Here is a 15694-nt window from a genome sequence, read left to right as displayed (position 1 = left end):
CCTCATTTTCTTTTCATTTGCTGCTGTAGTTTCGTTAAGGATTGGTTGAAAACGATGGCTTCTTCTTCTGAGAAAGCCCCTAGAAGTTCACTGACGTATTCTTGGCGTTTGATAATCACTTCTTGAATGATCCGTTCGCCTTCAGGTAATAAATGAATGCGAACCACGCGGCGGTCAGAAGGATCTTTTACTCGTTCAACAAGTTCACTTTTCTCCATCCGATCAATTAAGTCGGTGGTTGTGCTGCAAGCCAAATACATCTTTTGTGATAGCTCACCTATTGTCATATCTCCGAATTCATAAAGCCACTGAAGCCCTACAAATTGAGGAGGTGTAATCGTATATTGATTCAGGATTTCTCTGCCTTTTTGCTTAATAATTGCAGCAATATGGCGCAATGATTTTTCAATCTCTGCTACATGGTCGAACTCATTCGTTTCCATTTCATTGATACCTCACTATAGCATCTCACTTTGATTAAAACGTACATTCCTATTTTCCTCGTTTTTCAGAGAAAATGCAAGAAGAGACTCATGGAAACCATATAGAAATAACCGGTTCCTCCCTAGTGTGGAAGGAAAACCGGCTGACTTTAGAGCTCTAGCTCACCCATACGCAGAAGCTCGACGACGGCCTGTGAACGGCCTTTGACTCCTAGCTTTTGCATGGCATTCGAAATATGATTTCGAACAGTCTTTTCGCTAATAAAAAGCTCGCTTGCAATTTCTTTAGTTGTTTTATCTTGGACGAGCAATTCGAATACTTCTCTTTCTCTTTTGGTTAATAGCGGCTTGGATTGAAACTCTTTCTCCTTCAAGTATTGTAACCCTCCTTGCTAAGGTGAGAGCTCTAGTCTCTATAGAATGGGATTCTGTATAGTCGAGATATCATATGCCGGGTGCCCGAGGTAGGTGACGTTAAAATCGAGAATTCCCGCATATGAGCGTCCAATTTGTGCGCTTTTATCAGCACAAAAAAGGACGAGTCTCCTATCCGAGACATCGTCCTTTTCATACACGTATTTAAAAGATAGAAATGGCTCCTGTTAACAAAGCGATCAATGTTGTAAAAAGGGCTGTTAACACAGTCCACAGCAGTGCGTATTTTTGCAAATCGCCAATATCTTTGTTCAGCATACTGACAAGAAGCAGCGTTGAGGCCACAAGAGGGCTCAGCAGGTGAACAGGCTGTCCTATGATAGAAGCGCGCGCAATTTCCACCGGATCAATTCCGTAAGCTGCACCTGCTTCTGCCAAGATTGGCAGCACCCCGAAATAATAAGCATCATTAGAAAGAACAAATGTAAATGGCATACTCGTCAAAGCAACAATCAGCGGGAAAAATGAGCTGTAGGAATCCGGAATCATGTAAATCACCAAATTGGCAATGGACTCAACCATTTTTGTTCCCGAAAAGATCCCTGTGAAAATCCCTGCTGCAAATACAAGTGTGATGACCGTTAATGCGTTTCCTGCATGCGATAAGATTCTCTCGCGCTGATCTTCAACCTTTGGATAGTTGATCATGAGAGCGATGACAAATCCAATTAAGAAGAGTACAGGTATTGGTATAATATCTAGGACTAGTGTCGCCATCACCGCAATCGTCAAGAAGAAGTTAACCCAAATGAGGTTGGGTCTTTTCATGTCTTCTACTCCATCTTCGATTGACGCTGCCAATTCAGGGGAGATCGAGGCCTCTTCTTTGTACTGAATCTCTGCAACCCCAATTCGTTTCCGCTCTTTTTTTCCAAGCACATACGCAGTAAAAAGAATAAAAAGACCGCCTCCAACCATTGTTGGAAGTAATGGAATAAAAAATTCACCAGCATCTAATCCAAGCGCCGCGATGGCACGGGTTGCCGGACCGCCCCAAGGCGTCATTCCGCTCATAATTCCTAAAGACAATAATGAAATCGTTCCTAAAATTAATGGGTTCATCCCAATTCTTAAGAAAAGTGGCAGCATTGCTGATACGGTAATCATATAGGTTGTTGTTCCATCACCATCTAAAGCAACAAGCATAGACAAAATTGCTACCCCAAAAGCAATTTTGACAGGATCACCTTTCACAATACGTAAAATGAGTTTAATCAGTGGATCAAACAGCCCAGCATCCAGCATGACACCAAAGAATAAAATCGCAAATAACAATAAAGCAGCTGATGGTGCAACAGTTTTCAGTCCATCAAGCATCATGTCCCCTAATCCGCGGTTAAAACCACCGATCAATGCAAATATGATAGGTACAACGGTTAGAGCCACCACCGGATGCATACGTTTTGTCATAATGAGAAATGTAAATGTCAAGACCATCAAGATCCCTAAAATAGCTAGCACTTTATATCCCTCCATCCTCTTCTTTACGCGATCAGCAAGCGCCCCTTTGCACTTGCGATGAATGTTAGCGCTTTCTATTTCAAGGATATAATAGCTCTTTTTATAATGAAAATATTGATTTTTTCGTATATTCTATAAAATTCTTTTATAATCAACCTTGCTGACTTCTTAAAAACTCAATGAATGCTTTCACAACAGATAAATGAAGGGAGTCTGGCTGGTACATAAGCCATGTATCTCTTAAAACGGGCTGTCCATCTTTATACGAAAGACCTTTTACAAATAGCTCATCACTTGGTCTGAGGCAAATTTCTGGGACAATGGCATAGCCTAAACCATGCTTGACCATCTCTTTTGATGTATCCTGACGGTCTGTCTCCATCGTCACAAGCGGAGGCATTGTGAACGTTTCCTGCCACCATCTGTTAATCAATCGTTTTAATGAACTATCTGTATGATAGTCAATGAGCGGCAGCTTTGGGAGGTCTTTCAGCTGGATTTCTGATTTTGAAATGATACAAAGCCGCTCTTTATCGAGCAAAAACCGCTCTCCATTCCAGTCGTAATCCCCTCTTAAAATCCCTAAATGGACACTTGATGTGCCTAATAAGTCCATGACTTTCGTGCTCCAGCCTGTGTTTACCATAAATTGAACATGTGGATACTGCTTAGAAAATTCTTTTAAAATTTCTGGCAGCTTATACTGAGCAAAGTTACTTGAGACCCCTAACCGAATTGTCCCTTTGACCTTTTTTTGCATATTCAGCATGCCATCTTTCGTTTGTTGGAGCTGTTTGAGCATGTCATTTGCGTATTTAGCCAAGTACTCGCCCTCTGACGTAAATTCGATTCCTCGTTTTCTTTTAAAGAAAAGCTTCATATCAAACTCCTCTTCAAGCTGTTTCAATCGATAGCTTAAGGCAGGCTGAGAGACAAATAATTTTTCTGCCGCTTTTGTGATGTTCTTTTCTTCATAAAGCACCTTTAGAAACCGCCAATCTTTTTCATCCATTTTATGCCCTCCTTTTTTACTAATTATAAAATATTTTTATCGATTATTCTCAAAATAATGTATTTAACTTATTTCTTATTATACTTTACCATTTTGGTTAGATAAACAGTTCATTAAAAAATTGAGGGTGAGAGTAATGAGAAAAGTTCCAATCACAATCATGCGAGGCGGTACAAGTAAAGGGGTATTCATTCAAGCAAACAATGCACCATTTGAACACGATGAGCTCGAGGCATTTCTACTAGACATTATGGGCAGCCCTGACCGGTTGCAGGTCGATGGAATCGGCGGCGGTAATTCTTTAACAAGCAAAGTGGCCATTATCGATAAAGCCACCCGCCCAGATGTGGATGTGAACTATACATTTGCACAAGTCAGCATTAATGAGAGATTTGTCGACTTTAAAGGAAACTGTGGGAACATCTCATCAGCTGTTGGACCATATGCCATCATTAAAGGACTTGTTCAAGCGGTCGAGCCCATTACGACTGTACGTATCCTCAATACCAACACAAATAAAGTCATTACAGCAGAGGTCGAAGTCGAAAATGGAGAAGTAAAATTTGAGGGACAGGCAGAAATTCCAGGAGTAAAAGGGACAGGTTCTCCCATTTATTTATCTTTTGAAAATCCTGAAGGTGCTGTCACAGGTAAAACCTTTCCGACTGGAAACAAAATTGATACGATTCAAACAAAGTTTGGAGAGATTCCCATCTCGATTGTTGACATTGCAAATCCAATTGCCTTTATTCGTGCCAAAGATATTCAATTAAAAGGAACTGAATTGCCTGAAGAGTTTACAGACGAATTATTGGATGATTTAGAAGAAATTCGTTCTATCGCTGCTGAAATGTGTCACTTTGCACCAAAAGAAATGGCGACATTACAGTCTCCAGCTGTTCCAAAGCTTGCGCTCATTAGCGAGCCTGCTGATTATGTAGATACTAATGGAATCTTGAGAAGAGCAGCCGATATGGACATCATCGTTCGTATGCTATCTATGCAAAGACCGCACCAAGCACTTGCCATTACCGGCTCTGTCTGCGTATCAGCCAGCTGTTTTATGGAACAAACGCTTCCTGCACAGCTTTATCATGGTCAACATGATACGCTTCGAATTGGGCATCCTGCTGGGATTATGCAAACAGAAATAGACATGTCTCAAAACAGAGTCAAAGTCATTCGAACCGCAAGAGAAATTCTAGACGGGGTTGTCTTTACAAAACAAGACTATATCGTGCAGCCTCATATTAAAAGAGAAGCCTAAAGCAGACGAGAACATCGTCTGCTTTTTTTAATGCTGAAGCGGGGCATCAATATCTCCAGCAGAATGAGCTTTTATCTGCCCTTTCTCATCTTTTAACTGGAGATGACCGTAGCGGTTGACTCCGCAGCAAATGCCTTCTTCCCATGTTTGTTTTTCACGATCTAACGAAATGCGAAGGGGCTTGTTGAGACGATATAACCGTTTGTTATAGAGGGCAGTGAGTGCTTCAAACCCTTCATTCTGCCAGCGTGAATGGTATTTTTCAAAAGCCGCTGCCAGTTCTTTCACTAGCTGATCGGCTTTCACCTCTGTCAGCTCTGATAAGCAAATGGTTTTGTACGGGACATGCTCCGGCTTCGTCTCTACATTGATGCCAACACCGATATAAATGGAACTGCGGTCTGCTTCAATTAATGTGCCGGATACCTTTGCTTCATTAATGAGAATATCATTAGGCCATTTGATCGCCAGCTGATCCTCCGCTCTCATGAGTGGTTTCAGAACATCATAGATTGCTAGTGCTGTCAGCGGGGCGATCGTTGACTGGGTGGAGAGTTCTGCTGGCGGTAAGACTGTCATGGTGACCGCCACATTCCCTAAAGGTGTTTCCCACGGCCTGCCGAGTCTGCCTCTTCCTGCTGTCTGCTGGCGTGCATAGACAGCAAATGAGGGCTTTTCTCCTTGCTGCATGAGCCTTTTCGCTTCATTATTTGTACTATCAATGGTGTCATATTGAAAAATCTTCATGTGTTCTCCTCTTGTTTCTTCTTGATATGATGCTTTTATTATAACAAAATGAAGTGTGCATGTTGATGAGCCAGCATGTTACTCATTTCGCTGCGCCTGAAACGTCTCTTTTTCTTCCTCTGTAAACGGGACAGATGCGCCTGTGTCTTTACTAATTTGCACCATGGTGACTGAGCCTGTAAAGCATGGTTCCTGCTGCTCATTTTCTCCTAAATAATGAAGGATGAGTGAGCTTGATCCGACCTTTTCCGGCTTGACATACACACGAAGCCTCTCCCCAATCTCTACCTGCTTGATGTAATCACATTGCAGGTTTGCGACGACTGTCATGGTCTCCCTCACACGTTTCATCCGTTTATCAACAATTCCCGTCTTTTGAAAAAAGGCAATTCGTGCCTCTTCGAAATACACAAAAGGGGTGACATTGTTCATATGGCCAAACATATCCGTTTCTGAAAAACGAACGGTGGTTTCGACATAAAATCGAAAGGATGCCCTCCACTCTTCAAATGGTTCTTCAATATATGACGGCAATCTCACTTGATCATCTCCTTATTTGGAAACAAAACGCCTCTCCCGTATTGGAAGAGGCGTTTGTTTATATGTTGCATCCAGCCTCTTAAACACTCATCATGATTGGCAAAGAGGACTGAATGTGTTGTTATTCTGCGTGATCGCTTCCGAAGAAGTTACGGAATGCTTGTAAAGTTGTATCTCGGTTAAGTGCTGCAATTGACGTTGTCAGCGGGATTCCTTTCGGACAAGCCTGCACACAGTTTTGGGAGTTCCCGCAGTTCGCAAGACCGCCGTCCCCCATAATTTCTTCTAGACGGTCAGACTTATTCATCGCACCTGTCGGATGTGCGTTAAATAAACGGACTTGTGAAAGCGGTGCAGGGCCCATAAAGGAAGACTTATCATTCACGTTTGGACAAGCTTCAAGGCAGACACCACATGTCATACATTTAGAAAGCTCATACGCCCATTGACGTTTTTTCTCAGGCATTCTTGGTCCAGGACCGAGATCATATGTGCCATCGATCGGTACCCATGCTTTCACCTTTTTCAAGGAATTGAACATCCGGCTTCTATCAACCTGCAAGTCTCTCACAACCGGGAATGTCTTCATCGGCTGAAGACGAATCGGCTGATCTAACTGATCGATGAGTGCTGTACATGACTGGCGCGGTGTTCCATTAATGACCATGGAACAAGCTCCGCACACCTCTTCAAGACAGTTCATATCCCAGTTAATCGCTGTTGTTTTTTCCCCTTGTTTATTGACCGGGTTCCGTCTTATTTCCATAAGGGCGGAAATGACGTTCATATTTGGGCGGTAAGGGATTTCGAATTCTTCATCATAAGGCTTTCCATCTGCTGTATCTTGACGTGTGATAATGAATTGAATCGTGTTTTTTTCACTCATCTTATTTCTCCACCTTTTTCTTCGAGTAATCTCGTTTACGAGGTGCAATTAACGATACATCGACGTCCTCATAGTGGAATGCAGGCTTTTGATTTTTCCCTTTGAACGTAGCCATCGTTGTTTTTAGGAATTCTTCATCGTTTCTCTCTGGGAAATCCGGTTTGTAGTGTGCGCCTCGGCTTTCATTCCGGTTGTATGCCCCGATCGTAATGACTCTTGCCAACTGAAGCATGTTGTCAAGCTGACGTGTGAAGGCAGCGCCTTGGTTGCTCCATGAAGCTGTATCGTTGATGTTAATCTGCTTGTAGCGCTCCATTAATTCTTCGATCTTCTGATCTGTTTTTAAGAGTTTGTCATTGTAACGAACCACTGTGACGTTATCCGTCATCCATTCTCCAAGCTCTTTATGAAGCACGTATGCATTTTCTGTTCCGTCCATACTGAGGATGTTGTCCCATTTCTCCTGCTCTTTCTTCACAGCGCTGTCAAATGTTGCAGAAGATAGGTCTTCCGCAGATTTTTCAAGGCCGCTAATGTACTTGACCGCATTTGGTCCAGCGACCATCCCGCCGTAAATCGCAGAAAGCAGTGAGTTTGCACCAAGTCTGTTTCCGCCGTGCATAGAGTAATCACATTCTCCGGCAGCGAATAGACCTTTGATATTCGTCATTTGATCATAATCAACCCATAATCCGCCCATTGAATAATGAACAGCAGGGAAAATTTTCATTGGGAGCTTACGCGGGTCATCACCCATGAATTTTTCATAGATTTCAATGATGCCGCCAAGTTTAATATCAAGTTCTTTTGGATCTTTATGAGAAAGATCGAGGTATACCATGTTCTCTCCGTTGATGCCAAGCTTTTGCTCGACACATACGTCGAAGATTTCACGCGTTGCGATATCACGCGGTACAAGGTTCCCGTATGCTGGGTATTTTTCTTCAAGGAAGTACCAAGGCTTCCCGTCTTTATATGTCCAAACACGTCCGCCTTCACCACGAGCCGATTCACTCATGAGACGAAGCTTGTCATCTCCAGGGATCGCTGTTGGGTGAATTTGAATGAATTCTCCATTTGCGTAATGAGCACCTTGCTGATAGACGATGGATGCAGCAGATCCAGTGTTGATCATCGAGTTCGTTGATTTACCGAACACAATTCCAGGACCACCAGTTGCCATGATCACTGCATCTGAACGGAAGGATTCAATTTCCATTGTCGTCAAGTTCTGCGCGACAATGCCTCGGCATACTTCCTCGTCATCTAACACAGCGCCAAGGAATTCCCAGCCTTCATATTTCGTGACAAGCCCTGCTACTTCATAGCGGCGAACCTGCTCATCTAGTGCATATAATAGCTGCTGACCTGTTGTAGCTCCAGCAAATGCTGTACGGTGGTGCTGTGTTCCCCCGAAGCGGCGGAAGTCCAGTAATCCCTCTGGTGTTCTGTTAAACATGACACCCATCCGATCAAGTAAGTGGATAATGGACGGCGCTGCTTCACACATTGCCTTTACTGGCGGCTGGTTGGCTAAGAAATCTCCGCCATACACCGTGTCATCAAAATGCTCATAAGGTGAATCCCCTTCACCTTTTGTATTGACCGCTCCGTTGATTCCGCCCTGTGCACAGACAGAATGCGAACGTTTCACAGGTACGATTGAAAATAGTTTAACAGCTGTTCCCGCTTCTGCTGCTTTAATAGTTGCCATGAGACCAGCTAAGCCGCCTCCGACAACGATGATGCTAGAATTACTCATTGTAGCCCCTCTCCCTCTTCTACTAATCTATTTCCTCTTAAACAAAAGCGAAAATTGCTCTTAGCCCTACATATGAAAGCGCTATAAATATACCTAATGTCACATATGTGGAGATTCTTTGTGAGCGTGGTGAAACAGTAATTCCCCAGCTGACAGCAAATGACCACAAGCCATTAGCAAAGTGGAAAATAGTAGATAAAACGCCGACAATATAGAAGCCTAGCATAAATGGAGAGCTTAAAATATTCGCCATCATGTCATAATTCACTTCAGCTCCAAGCTGAGCTTGAATTCGTGTTTCCCATACGTGCCAAGTGACAAAAATTAATGTGATGATACCTGAAATCCTTTGCAGTCTGAACAACCAGTTTCTTAAGTAACTGAAGCGAGACGTGTTGTTTTGTGCCGTAAAGGCTATGTACACCCCATAAACAGCATGATAGATCAGTGGTAAGAAAATCACGAACAGCTCAAGTGCATATCTGAATGGAAGCTGTTCCATAAAGTGTGCAGCTTTGTTAAACGCCTCTGGTCCATTCGTCGCAAAGTGGTTAATCACTAAGTGCTGTACTAAAAATAGACCGACCGGAATGACGCCAAGCAAAGAATGCAATCTCCGATAAAAAAATTCTTTGTTCCCCGACATTACTTTACCCCCTAGTAAAAAGTGCAATTGCTGAAAATTGTCTTACCCCCGCTTCTTTCAATTGTAAGCACTTTATTCAAATTTATTGACAATTTCATTTTACTCCTATGTCAAAAAAGCGTCAAGAAACCGCGTACATAAATTAAAATTTTCCGAAATTTAAAAGTTTTAAATCAAAATTCGTTTTACTACAATAAGAATTTCTTAGACTTCAGGGAAAACTCTGTCATCATATGCTTACATAAGCTATAATAAATTGTTGAAAGAGGGGAGCCGTACAATGAATAAATTCGAATCTAACTTAGAACAGCTAAAAGAAATTGAAGTCAATGGATTTGCCTACGAGCTGATACGCGAAGTTCTGCTGCCTGATATTTTGGGTCAGGATCATTCATCTATGATGTATTTTGCGGGTAAACTGCTTGCTCGTAAATTTCCTCAAGAGTCATGGGAGAAGATCCCCGAATTTTTCCATGATGCCGGATGGGGAACGCTCACGATGGTCCATTCGAAAAAACAGGAAATTGAGTTTGAGCTCGAAGGTCCACTTGTATCAAATCGAATCACCTATCAAAAGGAGCCATGCTTTCAGATGGAAGCAGGTTTTATTGCTGAACAAATCCAGCTTCTCAACGAGCACGTGGCTGAATCTTATGAACAAGTGAAAAAGCGTGCTGATAAAGTCATTTTAACCGTTAAATGGGATTTAAGAGACCCTAGCTAACACTCTTTATGAAAGGCGCGGACTTCAGGTCACGCCTTTTTGTAGTCTTCTTCTATCATAGCATACTTAGTGAATGGGTTTACGCACGTTTTCCTTTCTGGTATGCGGCGCTTTCCATTAAAAAAGAGGTGCACTCTTTCATGAGATACACCTCCCTGCCTTTTTAAGAGTGAGCAGCTGCACTCACCTTTGATAAATCAAACGCATCATGCAGTGCTTCTACTGCTTTGACCATATCGTCACGGCCAACGACTGTTGAGACTTTGATTTCAGACGTACTGACCATTTTCACTTGTATGTCTTTTTCCGCTAACACAGCGAACATTTCAGCGGCTACGCCTGGATTTGAAACCATACCAGATCCAACGATAGATACTTTGGCTAATTTACTTTCTGTCTCGATCTGTTCGTAGCCAAGCGCTCCTTTATACTCTTCTAATACTTCAACTGTTTTGGACAAATCATCCGTTTTCACAGAGAAAGAGATGGACGTCTGATTGGTGCTTGTGACGGACTGAATGATGATATCGACATTGATATTTTGCTTCGCAAGCGTCGTAAAGATGGTCGACAATGTGGTGAGACCGCTTGAAAGACCGCACACCGTCACGCGTGTAATCTGATCCTCAAATGCAATGCCTCTGACGACTAAATTTTGTTCCATGGATGATTCCTCCTCAATTAACGTACCCGATTCATTTTCAATACTAGAACGGACTTCTAGTGGGACTTGATAATTTTTTGCAAATTCAACAGCTCTCGGATGCAAGACGCCAGCTCCTAAATTAGCCAGTTCGAGCATCTCATCGTATGAAATACCTGCAAGTTTCCGCGCGGATGGTACATAACGCGGATCTGTCGTAAACACTCCTGGTACATCTGTGTAAATATCACATTTATCAGCCTTTAATGCGGCAGCAAGTGCCACAGCCGTCGTATCTGATCCACCGCGTCCAAGTGTTGTGATATGTAAGTCATCTGCAATTCCTTGGAAGCCAGCTACAACAACGACTTTTCCCGCACTTAATTCCTCTTTTATTCTTGATTCATCAATATCCACGATTCTTGCGTTACCATGTACTTGCTCTGTTTTCATACCAGCCTGCCAGCCTGTAAAGGAAATGGCATCATAGCCTTTTGCTTGCAGCGCCATCGTTAATAAGGAAATGGTCACTTGCTCTCCAGTTGCGAGCAGCATATCCATTTCTCTTTTGCTTGGATGATCTGTGAGTTCTTTCGCTAGGTCTACTAGAACATCCGTAGATTTGCCCATTGCCGACACAACCACAACCACATCATGTCCGGCCTCGCGTTCAGCGATGACTCTCTCTGCGGCATTGCGAATTTTTTCTGTTGATCCAACGGACGTTCCGCCAAATTTTTGTACAATTAGTCCCATGTCTACCACCCTTTTTCAAAAGATCACGTGTGAGAGAAGAGGCAAGAAGCGGCTTTGGAGACTGCCTGCTCACTGCAAATAAAAAAGCAATGAGAGAACAGATCTCCCATTGCTTTAAAATCATCATTAAACGATGCAAACAATGAGATAGCCCTCCAAGAAATACATTCTTGACAGCCCTACATTTCTTCAATGTACAGCCAGCGAATAAAATGAGTGGATTTTATTCACTTCGGCGACGCTCCCCTTTCAGCCCTCTTCCTAGATCCCATCGATCTCTGAAGGCTTACTCTTGAAGTTCGCACCTCTATCTTCAACAAACAACACGTTCATTTATTAAATTTAGTCACAATCTTAACAGACTTTTGGAAAAAGTACAATCTATTTTTTTAATGCTTCCATTAAAAGTTCGGCCGTCTGTTTCGGGATGCCAGCCTCCTGAAAGTCTTGGATAGTGGCTTCTTTCATCTTTTTCACAGAGCCAAAATGTTTAAGAAGCTGTTTTTTACGCTTTTCTCCGATACCTGGCACATCGTCTAAAATAGATTGAAATGCATTTTTTCCTCGCAGCTGCCTGTGAAAGCTAATAGCGAACCGGTGCACTTCATCTTGAATGCGCTGCAATAAATAGAAGGCCTGGCTATTCCGCTCCAGCGCAACAATTTCCAGTGTATCTCCTATCATCAGATTCGAAGTCCGGTGCTTTTCATCTTTCACTAGACCTGCCACTGGGACAGACAGATTCAATTCATTTTCAAGCACATCTATCGCTGCATTGATCTGTCCCTTTCCTCCGTCAATTAAAATTAAATCTGGCAGCGGCAGCTCATCCTTTAACACGCGGGTATATCGCCTTCTAATGACTTCACGCATCGATGCATAATCATCTGGCCCTGTGACGGTTTTAATTTTGTATTTTCGGTATTCCTTTTTATACGGCTTCCCGTCCTGAAAGACGACCATGGCAGAAACCGGGTCTGCACCTTGAATATTCGAGTTATCAAATGCTTCAATCCGGTACGGCATATAAATATTTAGTGCATCCCCAAGCTGCTTCACCGCACCAATGGACCGCTCTTCATCACGCTCAATGAGCGAAAATTTTTCTTTTAAGGCGATTTTGGCATTTTGATGGGCAAGTAAAAGCAAATCCTTTTTCTTTCCTTTTTTCGGCTGATGAACGTTCGTCTCGAGCAATTGTTCAATCATCTCTTGATCTACGCTGTCTGGCACCAAAATTTCCTTCGGCAGAAAGTGATTGTTCTTTGCATAAAATTGCCCCATAAACGTGAGGAACTCTTCCTCAGGGTCTTGATACATAGGAAATAGGCTGACATCGCGTTCAATCAATTTCCCCTGCCTGATGAAGAAGACCTGGACACACATCCAGCCCTTGTCATAGGCATATGCAAAGACATCTCGATCTGATAAATCGCTCATCGTCATTTTCTGCTTTTCCATCGTTGAGTCGATGTAAGCGATTTGGTCTCTCAGTTCTTTTGCCCGTTCAAACTCTAATTGTTCGGCGGCTTCCTGCATCTTTTCGTTTAGTTCTTTTTTGATTTGCTGATGCCCTCCGTTTAGAAACCTTGTGATTTCGTCCACGAGCTGCTTATTCGTTTCTTGAGAAATGTCATATACGCACGGCGCGAGACATTGTCCAAGATGATAATATAGACAGACGCGATCAGGAAGGGTTGCACATTTTCTCAGTGGATATAAACGGTCGAGCAGCTTCTTCGTTTCTCTGGCTGCTTGTACGTTCGGGTATGGTCCGAAATATTTCCCTTTGTCCTTTTTCACATTGCGGGTGACGATCAGCTTAGGATGCCGTTCATTCGTAATTTTAATAAAAGGATACGTTTTGTCATCCTTAAGCATGACGTTGTATTTTGGGTCGTATTTTTTGATTAAATTTAGCTCTAAAATGAGTGCCTCGATATTAGAAGAGGTGACAATGTATTCAAAGTCCTCAATTTCACTGACAAGCCGCTGCGTTTTGGCGTCATGAGATCCCGTGAAATAAGAGCGCACTCTATTTTTTAAGACCTTTGCCTTTCCCACATAAATGACTGTATTTTGTCGATCTTTCATTAAGTAGCAGCCTGGTTGATCTGGCAAGACCGATAGCTTTTCTTTGATCAGTTTGTTCATATTTTCATCCGTCCTTGTTTTCCTCTTTCACTCCTTCTAGTGTATCACGAACATTTGTTTTATACCATGTTGAAAGAAAAGCGGCTCTCGTCTTTACGAGAACCGCTTCAGTGAGTATGCCACTCGGGCATAGACAGGTTTATAGATGTTTGTTGACAAGTTCAGCAAGTGCTTCTTTTGGTTTGAAACCAACAGATGTTTCTACCACTTCACCGTCTTTTAAAACAAGAAGTGTTGGGATACTCATCACGCCGTATTTACCAGCAGTTTCTTGGTTATCGTCTACATCAATTTTTACAATTTTCATTTTGTCGCCCATTTCTTGATCAAGTTCTTCAAGAACTGGAGCAATCATTTTACATGGTCCGCACCATGGTGCCCAAAAGTCCGCAAGAACAACACCTTCTGCAGTTTCTTGTGAAAATGTTGCGTCAGTCGCTTTTACGATTGCCATTATTCATTCCTCCAATGTAAATTATGCTTTTTAGTATAGCATCTACCAATGTGACTTGCGAATGAAATGCTTACGAATCATTTTTTATGAAATGAATTAAAAAACAAACCGTACAATCGCACCAATGACAACAATTGCACCGATAATCATGAGAATCGTTCTAAGCATATAAATAACTCCCTTTCCGCTTCATTTACAATGTATGATGCCCCAACATCCTGCTCATCAAACATCTAAATATGCGATCAAGCCAGATCGACCGTGATCATCACCACCGACATTGGCGGCAGATCTATGGTCAATTCACCGGGTTTTACAGCAAATTGCTGAAACTCTGCTGGCTGGACAGCATGAGGATCGTCAAATGTGTTGTGCGCATTCATGCGGTCCGCTGTCAGCACGCGGCCCGTGACTTTCGTTTGAGCATCCAAACCTTCAATGGCAAGGGATACTTCGTTTTGTTCATGCGGATTCAGGTGACAGAAGCTAATATGCATCTTATCTGACGAACGCGAAGCTGACACACTAACCTGAGGTATTTTTTCTCCTCTGCGTTCATAAGGCGTTGACACAAACTCCACTTCAAGTGCTTCTTCCTCTTGATGCACTTGAAACATGTGAAACACATGATACGTAGGCGTTAGGAGCATCTTTTCGTCTTCCGTTAACACCATTGCTTGCAGAACATTGACCGTCTGGGCAATATTCGCCATATGAATCCGCTGGCAATGACGATGAAATATATGAAAATGCAGAGCACAAACAAGGGCGTCTCTTAGTGTGTTCTGCTGATACAAAAACCCAGGATTTGTCCCTGGCTCTGGGTCATACCATGTTCCCCATTCATCAATAATCATCCCGATTCGCTTGTCTGGATCATAACGATCCATGATCTCTCCATGATCCACGACAAGCCGTTCCATCTCATAGGCTTTTTTCAACGTGATAAACCATTCATCCTCATCAAATTCAGTCGCTGACCCTTTTTTCTCCCATGTACCGGGTACAGTGTAGTAATGCAAACTGAGTCCATCCATCCAAGGTGCGGCCCGCTCCATTAATACTTTTGTCCAATTCACGTCATTTGAATTTGCGCCGCACGCGATTTTGTATATCGTCTGACCCGCAAACTCTCTCACATACGTTTGATAACGTTTATATAAATCAGCATAGTATTCAGGCGTCATATTCCCGCCGCAGCCCCAGCTTTCATTGCCTACACCAACATAGGTCAGCTTCCAAGGTTCTTGTTTTCCATTTTGAATACGCCAATCAGACATAGGTGTTCCCTTTGGAAATGTAATATACTCGACCCATTCTGCTAATTCTTGAACAGACCCGCTTCCCACATTCCCGCAAATATAAGGCTCACATTCAAGCAGCTCACACAATTTCATAAATTCATGCGTACCAAATGCATTGGATTCAACCGTGCCGCCCCAATGAGTGTTCACCATCGGTTTTCGTTCACTGAGATCACCTACACCATTTGCCCAATGATACTCGTCTGCGAAGCAGCCGCCTGGCCACCTAAGCACCGGAATATGTAATGCTTGAAGAGCCTTTAGCACATCCGTACGAATCCCCTCAATATGATCAATCGCTGAATCTTTTCCTACCCAAATCCCGTCATAAATCCCTCTTCCTAAATGCTCTTGAAAGTGTCCATAGATGTGTTTAGAAATACGTCCGATCACGTCATTGACTTTTACTGTCCCCTTCACTTGTCAACCGCTCCTTTGTTTATTGATTACATACAAAAAA

Annotated in this window: 15 protein-coding genes and 1 riboswitch; of the genes, 2 read left to right on the top strand and 13 right to left on the bottom strand. The window is 42.7% G+C overall.

The window, feature by feature from the left end:
• Positions 1-2: 2 nt before the first annotated feature.
• The 4 genes from C6Y02_RS10575 to C6Y02_RS10560 all read right to left on the bottom strand — a co-directional run bounded on the left by C6Y02_RS10575 (position 3) and on the right by C6Y02_RS10560 (position 3351).
• The gene (locus C6Y02_RS10575) at positions 3-443 is read right to left on the bottom strand and encodes a MarR family winged helix-turn-helix transcriptional regulator (RefSeq protein ID WP_106031211.1); all 441 of its coding nucleotides are present in this window, start codon (positions 441-443) and stop codon (positions 3-5) included.
• A gap of 149 nt (positions 444-592) precedes the next feature.
• Positions 593-817, bottom strand: coding sequence for a spore germination transcription factor GerE (gene gerE, locus C6Y02_RS10570; protein ID WP_003184172.1), 225 nt, complete (start codon positions 815-817; stop codon positions 593-595).
• A gap of 205 nt (positions 818-1022) precedes the next feature.
• Positions 1023-2339 carry a CitMHS family transporter gene (locus C6Y02_RS10565; protein ID WP_106031210.1) on the bottom strand — a complete coding sequence of 439 codons (1317 nt, stop codon included), beginning with the start codon at positions 2337-2339 and terminating at the stop codon, positions 1023-1025.
• A gap of 151 nt (positions 2340-2490) precedes the next feature.
• A complete protein-coding gene (locus C6Y02_RS10560; RefSeq protein ID WP_060596953.1) occupies positions 2491-3351 on the bottom strand; it encodes a LysR family transcriptional regulator in 861 nt (286 codons plus the stop codon).
• A 136-nt stretch (positions 3352-3487) separates the two neighbouring features.
• Here C6Y02_RS10560 and C6Y02_RS10555 point away from each other — a divergent pair, with 136 nt between their 5' ends.
• On the top strand, positions 3488-4618 hold the full coding sequence (locus C6Y02_RS10555) for a 2-methylaconitate cis-trans isomerase PrpF family protein (RefSeq protein ID WP_106031209.1): 1131 nt from the start codon (positions 3488-3490) through the stop codon (positions 4616-4618).
• A gap of 27 nt (positions 4619-4645) precedes the next feature.
• Here the strand turns inward: C6Y02_RS10555 and C6Y02_RS10550 are convergent, their stop codons facing one another.
• The 5 genes from C6Y02_RS10550 to C6Y02_RS10530 form a co-directional block, all read right to left on the bottom strand.
• Positions 4646-5365: a biotin--[acetyl-CoA-carboxylase] ligase gene (locus C6Y02_RS10550; protein WP_034661753.1), complete on the bottom strand. Its 720-nt coding sequence runs from the start codon at positions 5363-5365 to the stop codon at positions 4646-4648.
• 78 nt (positions 5366-5443) lie between these two features.
• On the bottom strand, positions 5444-5905 hold the full coding sequence (locus tag C6Y02_RS10545) for an acyl-CoA thioesterase (protein ID WP_034661755.1): 462 nt from the start codon (positions 5903-5905) through the stop codon (positions 5444-5446).
• A 121-nt stretch (positions 5906-6026) separates the two neighbouring features.
• Positions 6027-6791, bottom strand: coding sequence for a succinate dehydrogenase iron-sulfur subunit (gene sdhB / locus C6Y02_RS10540; protein WP_060596956.1), 765 nt, complete (start codon positions 6789-6791; stop codon positions 6027-6029).
• 1 nt (position 6792) lies between these two features.
• Complete coding sequence (sdhA, locus tag C6Y02_RS10535) at positions 6793-8553, bottom strand: succinate dehydrogenase flavoprotein subunit (RefSeq protein WP_012010817.1); 1761 nt, start codon at positions 8551-8553, stop codon at positions 6793-6795.
• 37 nt (positions 8554-8590) lie between these two features.
• Positions 8591-9199, bottom strand: a complete 609-nt coding sequence (locus C6Y02_RS10530; protein ID WP_047945318.1) for a succinate dehydrogenase cytochrome b558 subunit — start codon at positions 9197-9199, stop codon at positions 8591-8593.
• A gap of 280 nt (positions 9200-9479) precedes the next feature.
• Here C6Y02_RS10530 and C6Y02_RS10525 point away from each other — a divergent pair, with 280 nt between their 5' ends.
• Positions 9480-9923 (top strand): YslB family protein, encoded by a 444-nt coding sequence (locus C6Y02_RS10525; RefSeq protein WP_034661763.1) that lies wholly within the window; start codon positions 9480-9482, stop codon positions 9921-9923.
• Between the two features lie 163 nt (positions 9924-10086).
• On the opposite strand, the gene C6Y02_RS10520 is transcribed toward C6Y02_RS10525, so the two are convergent.
• The 4 genes from C6Y02_RS10520 to C6Y02_RS10505 form a co-directional block, all read right to left on the bottom strand.
• Positions 10087-11322: an aspartate kinase gene (locus C6Y02_RS10520; protein WP_106031208.1), complete on the bottom strand. Its 1236-nt coding sequence runs from the start codon at positions 11320-11322 to the stop codon at positions 10087-10089.
• A 140-nt stretch (positions 11323-11462) separates the two neighbouring features.
• Positions 11463-11640, bottom strand: a riboswitch (Lysine riboswitch).
• A gap of 63 nt (positions 11641-11703) precedes the next feature.
• Positions 11704-13476, bottom strand: a complete 1773-nt coding sequence (gene uvrC, locus C6Y02_RS10515; RefSeq protein WP_106031207.1) for an excinuclease ABC subunit UvrC — start codon at positions 13474-13476, stop codon at positions 11704-11706.
• A 139-nt stretch (positions 13477-13615) separates the two neighbouring features.
• Positions 13616-13930 (bottom strand): thioredoxin, encoded by a 315-nt coding sequence (trxA, locus tag C6Y02_RS10510; protein WP_007501629.1) that lies wholly within the window; start codon positions 13928-13930, stop codon positions 13616-13618.
• 245 nt (positions 13931-14175) lie between these two features.
• On the bottom strand, positions 14176-15654 hold the full coding sequence (locus C6Y02_RS10505) for an alpha-N-arabinofuranosidase (protein ID WP_066030577.1): 1479 nt from the start codon (positions 15652-15654) through the stop codon (positions 14176-14178).
• Positions 15655-15694 lie beyond the last annotated feature (40 nt).

Source organism: Bacillus sp. NMCC4 (assembly GCF_002998555.1).
GTDB lineage: Bacteria > Bacillota > Bacilli > Bacillales > Bacillaceae > Bacillus.
The sequence above is the reverse complement of the archived record's forward strand: the minus strand, read 5'-3'. Positions and strand labels throughout refer to the sequence as shown.

Coding starts and splice junctions, on each gene's coding strand:
- C6Y02_RS10575 (WP_106031211.1), bottom strand. CDS start 443: ATGGAAACGAATGAGTTCGACCATGTAGCAGAGATTGAAAAATCATTG.
- C6Y02_RS10560 (WP_060596953.1), bottom strand. CDS start 3,351: ATGGATGAAAAAGATTGGCGGTTTCTAAAGGTGCTTTATGAAGAAAAG.
- C6Y02_RS10555 (WP_106031209.1), top strand. CDS start 3,488: ATGAGAAAAGTTCCAATCACAATCATGCGAGGCGGTACAAGTAAAGGG.
- C6Y02_RS10550 (WP_034661753.1), bottom strand. CDS start 5,365: ATGAAGATTTTTCAATATGACACCATTGATAGTACAAATAATGAAGCG.
- sdhB (WP_060596956.1), bottom strand. CDS start 6,791: ATGAGTGAAAAAAACACGATTCAATTCATTATCACACGTCAAGATACA.
- sdhA (WP_012010817.1), bottom strand. CDS start 8,553: ATGAGTAATTCTAGCATCATCGTTGTCGGAGGCGGCTTAGCTGGTCTC.
- C6Y02_RS10530 (WP_047945318.1), bottom strand. CDS start 9,199: ATGTCGGGGAACAAAGAATTTTTTTATCGGAGATTGCATTCTTTGCTT.
- C6Y02_RS10525 (WP_034661763.1), top strand. CDS start 9,480: ATGAATAAATTCGAATCTAACTTAGAACAGCTAAAAGAAATTGAAGTC.
- C6Y02_RS10520 (WP_106031208.1), bottom strand. CDS start 11,322: ATGGGACTAATTGTACAAAAATTTGGCGGAACGTCCGTTGGATCAACA.
- uvrC (WP_106031207.1), bottom strand. CDS start 13,476: ATGAACAAACTGATCAAAGAAAAGCTATCGGTCTTGCCAGATCAACCA.
- trxA (WP_007501629.1), bottom strand. CDS start 13,930: ATGGCAATCGTAAAAGCGACTGACGCAACATTTTCACAAGAAACTGCA.